The sequence below is a fragment of the Novosphingobium sp. BL-S-24 genome (assembly GCF_055521575.1).
Genome location: NZ_CM145487.1, coordinates 799598 through 807500 on the forward strand (window position 1 = coordinate 799598; position 7903 = coordinate 807500).

Below are 7903 nucleotides of genomic sequence, written 5' to 3' on the forward strand. Positions count from 1 at the left end.
ATCTGCCCCGCTATCATTTTTCATTCAACTCCGTTGCCCTTAGGAATGGGCATGCCCGAAGCGTCCGCGGCGACATTGGCAACGATGGCTGTCAACTCTTCCTGTCGGGCTTCCAGCCGTGTCAAGGGCATGGCAATGCTCAGCGCTGCGATGATGTCGCCCTTCGGCCCGAAAACGGGTGCCGCTATCGCGCCGCCATCCGGGTGGATCTCGCCGGCACTGACCCATAGATGCGTCCGTCGCACTTCGGTCAACTGCCGCCTTAAGACATCCTTGTCCAGGTTCGTTGCGGATGTGTATGGTTTGAGGACGACTTCATCGATGTAGGCGTCTTGATAAGCCTGCGGCTGAAAAGCGAGCAGCACCCGTCCGGATGCCGTAGCATATAGTGGGCCGCTTGATCCAGCCCCAAGGACGTAGCGGATGCGGCTAAGACTTCTCGATCGCATCGATGTATACGAAGCGGTGCGAAGTCACGTCGAGCACGCTGAGCAGAGCTGTTTCCTCCGCACGCTTGGCGAGAACACGCAAATGGCTGCGCATCGCACGCAACAAGGACCAGCCGCTGGTGATCTGCGTCGCAAGCCTGAACGCGCGAGGACCCAGTTGATACGACAAGCCGCTGGCGTGGAGGAACCCTTCGGCTTCCAGAGCACGTAGAGAGTTCAGCAAGGTGCTCTTCGGTTCGTTCAGTCGCGCGCCCAGTTCGCTGAGCGGCAAGCCCTCGGGTTCCGTCGCAAGGGCTTCGAACAAGCGGAGCGCACGCACGATCGCGCGAGGCCCAGCCGACGCTCCCTCCGCTTTCACTTTACCTGTCATCGTTCTGCATTCCATGTCGCTGCCGCGATTGACCGCTCCAAGTAAAGCCGGGACGCAGCCAATTTGACACACTTCTTCCTCTCTCTATAGTGGAAATCTGAACGCCGTTCCATAATCATAGGATGTCCGTGCCCTCTTTACCATCCGATGCAGCTGGCGGGGAACACCACGAGAAGCCCGACCTGGAAAGCCTGCCATGTCCCAGATCCCAAGAACAATATCAATTGGCGGCCTTGCAGGGCGAACGCCCGGACGCGCCTTTTTGGGCGAAAGAGGCATTGCGCAACGAACCCGAGCGTACCCTGGTGGAGGTCGAAGGGGCCGCCATCGAAGTCCTTTGCTGGGGCGAAACGACCCTGCCCCCGGTTCTACTTCTCCATGGCAGCCGTGCAAGCGCCGATTGGTGGTCGATCACAGCACCACTTCTGAGCAGAGATTATCGCGTCGTCGCGTTCTCCTCGTCGGGCATGGGCGGATCGGGACGGCGCGAAAGTTATAGTATCAGCCAGTTCGCTCGCGAGGCCATGGCCGTGGCGGAGATCCAAGACCTTTTCTCCGGTGACCGCAAACCGATCTTCGTTGCTCACTCATTCGGTGGATATGCGGCCTTGTGCGCATGTACCATCGACGATGAGAGGATCGGCGGCGTCGTATTGGTGGACACGCTTTTGCTCGATATCGCATTATTGCAACAGCCGTGGCAAACTGACAAACCCGAAGCGCGGCGCACCTATCCTACCATCACAGATGCCCTTGCACGCTTTCGCCTGCTCCCTTCCCGCCCGACCGACTGCCTGTGGGCTTTGGATGAGATCGCCCGCCGCTCACTGCGCCAGATACCAGAGACGGGCGAATGGACCTGGCAATTCGACAATGCGCTGTTTGCACGCATAGTATCGGAGGATTTGTCCGGATTTGCTGAGATCAAGACACCCCTCGCGGTCATGCGCGGCGAGTTTTCCGAGCTTTATCGTCCCGATATGCGGGAGCGCGTAGAGCAGATCTTTGGAGCGGACATTCCTGACATCGTAATTCCGCAGGCGGGTCATCACATCATGATCGATCAGCCGCTCGCCTTTATCGCAGCCCTGCGCGCATTGCTTAGCGCCTGGCCCCATCTACCCGGAGCGGATCGCCGGTCTCGGCTTGGAGTGCAAAAAACGATTATCGCCTGAGTGGTTCAACGGCGATGGGCACAAGCCGCAAGACAAACAAAAGGAGTGGACAGGATGACCGAACAAGCCCCGACTTTCGCTCATGGTATAAGAGCTATCGATTGCATGATCGATGCCAAATGGCGTGGCGACCATCATGGTTCGGCCATCCCGACGGCATATCGCGACAAGGACAGCGGCGACTACGTCCATCCTGCCCAGTATCTTTTTCAGGACTCGCCCGAGCGGATCGAGCAGGGCGACACGCCGGACACGCTGGTCGCGACCATGGAGCGCCATGGGGTGGATCGAGCCATGCTGGCCCTCGATCCCAAAAATCCTGCGAAGACATTGGAATGCCTCGAACGCCACCCGACTCGTTTTTGGGCCAAACTGGCCATCGATCCGCGCGAAGGCATGGTAGCACTACGCAAAATGGAACACTACGTGCGGACCTATCCGCTGGTGCGAGCTATCGCGCTGACACCGATGTTCTATCAACTGCCACCCAATGACAAGGTCTACTACCCCATCTATGCCAAGGCTATCGAGCTCGGCGTTCCCGTCACGATCAATGTCGGCATACCAGGACCGCGTGTTCCGGGAGAGTGCCAGAACCCGATTTACCTGGACGAGGTGATGTACTTCTTCCCGGAGCTGGTCGTCGTGATGGCTCATGGGGGTGAACCGTGGGAAGCGACTTGCGTCAAGCTCATGATCAAATGGCCGAACCTATATTATTATACTTCGGCCTTCGTGCCCAAACATTATCCCAAGGCGGTCATAGACTATGCGAACTCGCGTGGTGCCGACAAGGTGTTCTATGCAGGCTACCATCCGACGATTGCGCTGGAACGCTTGCAACGGGAAATGGCCGAGGTGCCGCTGCGCCCTCATGTATGGCCCAAGTTTCTGCGCGAAAATGCGACCAAGGTATTTAATCTCGATGAGATTTGAATACTCCGCCAGGATAGTGAGATACCGTCTGTAAAACTTGAAAAGATCTGCCTTACGCTCGAATATGAAATGAAAAGCTTATTAGGGCCATCTCCTCTAGGATTCAGACAAGTTAAATTAGCCTAGTGAACGGAATCTGGAACTGCGCTTAACAGTCTAATTAGCCGGCGGAAGCAATTGATTGACCAAATCAGTCACTTAGCTAACGGCGGATCTAGGATCCGGGTAATTTACAGACACCAACTCGCGGATATAATGGCACCCCAGCTACACTACGTATACTGAAGAAGAGACACTTCAGCTCAACTTGCGCGGGGTGGACCAGAACGATACGAACGACGTATCAAACTGCGCAATCTCGCCACGTACGAAGGCTAGACGGCGTGTTTCCCGTGTGATCAGCACGGTAACGTCGACAGGCTGGTGGACATCGGCCTGCCCGAAGTATTGAAGCGAAAAGTCGATTGTCAACATGCCGCTGAACGGACTACCGTTGCGCAACAAGAATGGCAGGCCGAGACTCTGTTCGGCGATACCAGCCAGGAAAGCGCCATGAAAACCTCCGATAGCATTTGCGCCATTTGCGAAAAAGCGGGATTTGATGCGGGCAAAACATGTCGGCCGTAAACGGCACATTGCCATCGACACCGATAGGCGATTGCTCAGATTCAATCTGACCACTACCATCATTTCCGATAGCGCCAGCGCTCAGGCGATCGTCGCGGCTGTTCGCAATTGGTGGCCCTGACTGAATCTCATGTCAGCCGATGCGCCTATGATCGCACCCGCCTTATGGACGCCGCAACCTTTCGGGACGTCGCCCTCGAGATCAATCGCCGCTCTGACGAAGAGCCGGGGTTCAAGGTGCTGCCAATACGCTAAGGCGTGGAGCGCACTTGTGGTTGAATGACGCGCTGGAACGCCCGGTTCTCGATTACGAGCAGCCGATCAATGTCTCGGAGGCAATGATCCACATCGCTCTGGGCGGACTTACACTCCGAAAAGTTTGCCATCCATAGTTATTTTCAACCGTACCTTTAGGTACTTGTACCGGTAATTCATTAACAAATATGGCAGTTTAAGTACTACGCTAGATATTTATTCGTCCCTAACTTTGATGTATAAATATCAATGATTTATATCATAAAACCCTCAATTATTGCAATCAAGCAAAAATCAGCATGATGACTGAGTTAACACTTTACTTTCGGTATGACCTGCGAATAGCCTTATATAGAATATGCCGCATTCCCACCTCAATGCCTGTTTTGAGTAGAACATTCTGCGCAAAGGCGCCGAAGACTGTTCAACGTTTTATCGTCACTACAATGTTTTACGCGTAGTGGCGATTAAACCAGTCTATTTCGTCTACCATTGGTTGAATCGCATTGATCTTCTGGCGCAGCCATACCCGCTCATGCGCGATATACTCGTCTGCCCCTTCGATCCACCAAGCCCGCCGCTCAGATGACAACCTGTAACCTGCGGCCTTGAGTACGTCCTTGTATTCAAACGGCGCTTTCGTTGCATAAAGACGATAGGTCTTTTTGCGCGCCGCCTGAACAAGATGTGCCGCGACGGTGCGTTTGTCGTGTAGCGGTGCAGCAAGACGGCAGATCGTTGTCCACACATCCGCATGAGCGCGGTGAGCATCAGGCAGGAAGAAGCCGGCATGGGTCAACAGTCCTGCGATGCTACGGCCATGGGTGTAGCCATGCTCAGTCCAGTCGAATTCGCTCATCGAGCATATCCAGGGCAATTTGGCGGTAGCGGGAAAGCGCCGCGTTACGAAACTGCGATCAAACTTGGCGTTGTGGGCGACGATCGCATTGACGCCGTGCAGCGCGGCATCGATGTCCCGGTCGTTGAGTGACCGTCCGATCAGCATGTCTGACGTGATGTGTGTCAGTCGTTCGATCTCGAGCGGCAGGTCTTCGCCTGGATCTTCCAGCCATGAGGCCGGCGCGATGACGTCCAGGACGTCACCCTCGTCAAGATCGATGGACAGAATGCCGATCGCCACTTCGATCATGCGATGCCGGTCGGGATCGAGACCGGTGGTTTCACAATCGATGATCGCCATGCGAAAGACATTGCGAGGAACAGGCATCGTCCGACACCAGAATTCTTCCGGCTTTGGCAGGCGGCGCAAGACACGATAATCGTCGAAAGTTTCCAGCTCACGAGCCAGCGGCTCACCGCGACGATTGGGATTGAGGTCGTAAAAGGCACGGCTGGTTCCTTGTAGGAAGCATAAAACCCGCCACCTTGCGGCGACGGGTTTGCAGATTGGACTGAAGCAGATGCTTCAAGCGTTGTTCGTGGAGCGCAGCCCGATCAGCCGCAGCCAGGTATCTTCCGCCGTACGGATCTGATCGGCGTTGGCCATCCATTGCCTCTGACGCGAGCCCTGCCGCCTGTTCGCGCGCCAGAAGCGGCTGGTGGCAAGTAGATGGACATGCGGAGCGCCCGTCCATTGGCCATCCGCACCCTTGCGCCCATGGATCGCCCAATCGACAATCATGCCCTTATCAACGCAATGCTTGTAAGTGTAGCTCTCGACCAGCCAGGTCCAGCGGTCGAGTTCGGCGTCGAGCGGCAGATCGGCCACGATATGCGTCGCAGCGACACCGCGCGGCCCTTCGAGAGCAGCGGCATCATCCGCCTCCCGCCATAGAGCGTCCCCGCTGCGCAGATGGTGGGGCATGCTCTTTTGCGGGTAACAGCGGCCGCTCGCGAGAAGATCGCCGCGATCGACATATCCATCGGGCACCTTGCCAAACCGGTCACAGCCCCTGCGCCGATTGATGTACAGATAGGAGGCCGTGGCCGTGTAATGGGTGGAGTATGGTCCCTCGCTCGAGCGGCTTTCGCGGCCCGCCGCGCATACCGAACGGGCATTGAAGGGCGGCCGGGGCCGGAGGCTGCGAATGCCCGCACGCGCATTCCCACCACGAGCGGCGACAGCGACATCTATCGAAGCAACATCCAGATCGCTGACATGAACGCCATGGCCGCCACCTTGGCAGTCATGCGCTGGAAACGACTACGCGGCTTTTACCTCGACCTCGAACGCGAATACCACGCAACCTATGCCGTTGACGGTAATCACCTCCTCAATGAAGACCACGCGGGCGGGGCGATCTGATCGGGCCGGTGCTTCTCAATGACCTGCAGGTACACGACAGGACGAGGCCAAACGGGGCTCACGCCCGCTTCGACGTGACTGGTGAACACAGCGAGGCTGCCAGGTCTAATGATATGATGTTCCGCCTGATCACGCAGGAAGAACCGACGGCGCTGAATCCGTCGTGATCCTTTCCATATTGCCTGCTAGGCAGAGGGTCGACGATACCTAGGGGGCTTTCTCGACCTATCGGCAGCGCCCCTCGCCATGGAACACTAACAAACGGCTTGGCACTCCCGTGGCTGCGTACCATCCAAACAGGCGAAAACCTGCGGCATGGAACCGTCGCCGCCATCTTCCGTGCTGTCCAACAAGGACAACACCAGAGCTCAGGACGAAGCTGCTAAATCGCCTATGCCGACAATTGACCAGGTACTCGACCCGCTCCTGCAGTCGCTTGCACGCCAAGTGGCCGCGCGCCTGGTCGCCACCCATGTTAACAACTAAGGAAAAAATTGATGCCTCTTCAAGCCATCGGCTACGGGCGCAAGAGCTTTGATGACCCGGACAGCCGCACGTCATCGGTCGATGATCAGAAATTGTTCGCCACCGCCTACGCGAAACAACATGACATGGAACTCGTCGGATTCTTCGGCGACAATAGTATCACCGGCGCGACAATGGATCGCCCGTGGCTCCTGGCGGCTCTTGCTGATCTCAAGTCCAGCCCGGCCAAGATCCTGATCATCGAAGATGTGGACAGGCTTGGCCGCGATCAGGAGCATCTGTCCTACATGCGCAAGCTCTTCATCGTGGATGACGTGGTACTCCACACCGTAGCAGCCGGCCGCATTGATGACCTCACCTTTGCATTCAAAGGGATTATCGGCGAGCAGCAACGCGCGCGTATTGCCTATACGACGCGCCGCGGCTTGAAAGGCAAGGCGACCCGCGGCGGAGCTACCGGCGGCAGAATTCTCGGTTATGTCAAGGAGGTCCTCAGCCTAGACCCCTTTGGTCGTCCCATCGACAGGCTCACGATATGCCCAAAAAGAAGCCGCCTTGACTAGGCGGATTTTTAAACTCTATGCCGATGGCGCCAGCCTGAAAGCGATCTGCAAGGTCTTGAATGGCGAAAGCATCCCCTCCCCCCGCGCCCGGGAAAGCGGCAAATACAATAGCGGCATCTGGGGCCCCACGACGCTTTCGGGCAACCCTGCGATGGGCGAAGGCATTCTCAACAACGAGATCTACATCGGCCGCCGGATCTTCAACCGGCGAAGATGGGTCGAGATTCCTAACGACAATCGAGGGTTTACCCGTGTGCCTCGTCTCAATCCCGAGAGCGAGTGGGTCGTACGCGATGATCCGGATCTGCGCATCATCGATCAATATCTCTGGGACGAAGTCAAGGCACGACAGATTAAGGCGCGCAGCGCACACGATGAAAAATTTTGGCCTCACCGGCAACCCGCTGTCCGGCGCCAAGCGTCCAGAACATCTGCTGAGTGGTCTCGTCCGCTGTGGTGTGTGTGGTTCCGACTACGTCAGCATGGGCGGGCGGTGGCGGTGCAGGGCCTCTCTACGCCAGGTCTGCGACAATAGTTCGATCACAGGTGGACTGCTCGAAACGCGCGCCCTCGCTGGTCTACGCGACCGGTTGCTAACCCTAGAGATCGTCAGCCGTTTCGCCGTTCATTTGCAGCGCGAACTCGATGCCGAGGTGCAGGCGGCTCTTGGCCGCGGCGATGAGATGGAAGCAGGTATCACTGACACCCAACGCCGGATTGCCGAGTTGGTGAAGCAGATGGAGGAGGTCGACGATCTCCCCCGATCGATCATGGCC

Annotated in this window: 11 protein-coding genes (1 of these 11 only partly in view); 6 read left to right on the plus strand and 5 right to left on the minus strand. The window is 57.0% G+C overall.

Annotation, left to right across the window (positions count from 1 at the left end):
* Positions 1-20 precede the first annotated feature (20 nt).
* Both ACZ1JM_RS03605 and ACZ1JM_RS03610 read right to left on the minus strand, forming a co-directional pair.
* Positions 21-449, minus strand: coding sequence for an IclR family transcriptional regulator (locus tag ACZ1JM_RS03605; RefSeq protein WP_465131769.1), 429 nt, complete (start codon positions 447-449; stop codon positions 21-23).
* Positions 430-819 (minus strand): helix-turn-helix domain-containing protein, encoded by a 390-nt coding sequence (locus ACZ1JM_RS03610; protein WP_465131770.1) that lies wholly within the window; start codon positions 817-819, stop codon positions 430-432. The genes ACZ1JM_RS03605 and ACZ1JM_RS03610 overlap by 20 nt, the downstream gene beginning before the upstream one ends.
* Before the next feature lie 278 nt (positions 820-1097).
* On the opposite strand from ACZ1JM_RS03610, the gene ACZ1JM_RS03615 reads away from it, so the two are divergent.
* Together ACZ1JM_RS03615 and ACZ1JM_RS03620 are read left to right on the plus strand one after the other, a co-directional pair.
* The gene (locus ACZ1JM_RS03615) at positions 1098-1994 is read left to right on the plus strand and encodes an alpha/beta fold hydrolase (protein ID WP_465131771.1); all 897 of its coding nucleotides are present in this window, start codon (positions 1098-1100) and stop codon (positions 1992-1994) included.
* Positions 1995-2099: 105 nt separating this feature from the next.
* Positions 2100-2930 (plus strand): amidohydrolase family protein, encoded by an 831-nt coding sequence (locus tag ACZ1JM_RS03620; RefSeq protein ID WP_465131772.1) that lies wholly within the window; start codon positions 2100-2102, stop codon positions 2928-2930.
* Between the two features lie 297 nt (positions 2931-3227).
* On the opposite strand, the gene ACZ1JM_RS03625 is transcribed toward ACZ1JM_RS03620, so the two are convergent.
* The 3 genes from ACZ1JM_RS03625 to ACZ1JM_RS03635 all read right to left on the minus strand — a co-directional run bounded on the left by ACZ1JM_RS03625 (position 3228) and on the right by ACZ1JM_RS03635 (position 5637).
* A complete protein-coding gene (locus ACZ1JM_RS03625; RefSeq protein ID WP_465131773.1) occupies positions 3228-3620 on the minus strand; it encodes a hotdog family protein in 393 nt (130 codons plus the stop codon).
* 643 nt (positions 3621-4263) lie between these two features.
* On the minus strand, positions 4264-5235 hold the full coding sequence (locus ACZ1JM_RS03630) for a 3'-5' exonuclease (RefSeq protein WP_465132572.1): 972 nt from the start codon (positions 5233-5235) through the stop codon (positions 4264-4266).
* Positions 5236-5238: 3 nt separating this feature from the next.
* Positions 5239-5637 (minus strand): MobA/MobL family protein, encoded by a 399-nt coding sequence (locus ACZ1JM_RS03635; RefSeq protein WP_465131774.1) that lies wholly within the window; start codon positions 5635-5637, stop codon positions 5239-5241.
* Positions 5638-5643: 6 nt separating this feature from the next.
* On the opposite strand from ACZ1JM_RS03635, the gene ACZ1JM_RS03640 reads away from it, so the two are divergent.
* From ACZ1JM_RS03640 to ACZ1JM_RS03655, 4 genes are all read left to right on the plus strand, one after another.
* Entirely contained in the window at positions 5644-6078 is a 435-nt protein-coding gene (locus ACZ1JM_RS03640; protein WP_465131775.1) for a hypothetical protein, read from the plus strand.
* A 497-nt stretch (positions 6079-6575) separates the two neighbouring features.
* Complete coding sequence (locus tag ACZ1JM_RS03645) at positions 6576-7127, plus strand: recombinase family protein (RefSeq protein ID WP_465131776.1); 552 nt, start codon at positions 6576-6578, stop codon at positions 7125-7127.
* A complete protein-coding gene (locus tag ACZ1JM_RS03650) occupies positions 7120-7662 on the plus strand; it encodes a recombinase family protein (RefSeq protein WP_465131777.1) in 543 nt (180 codons plus the stop codon). Before ACZ1JM_RS03645 ends, ACZ1JM_RS03650 begins: the two co-directional genes overlap by 8 nt.
* Positions 7610-7903: the 5' portion of a hypothetical protein gene (locus tag ACZ1JM_RS03655; protein ID WP_465131778.1), read on the plus strand. It continues 153 nt past the right edge of the window; 294 of the gene's 447 nt are visible here — the first part of the coding sequence; it begins with the start codon at positions 7610-7612; its stop codon lies beyond the right edge, outside the window. Before ACZ1JM_RS03650 ends, ACZ1JM_RS03655 begins: the two co-directional genes overlap by 53 nt.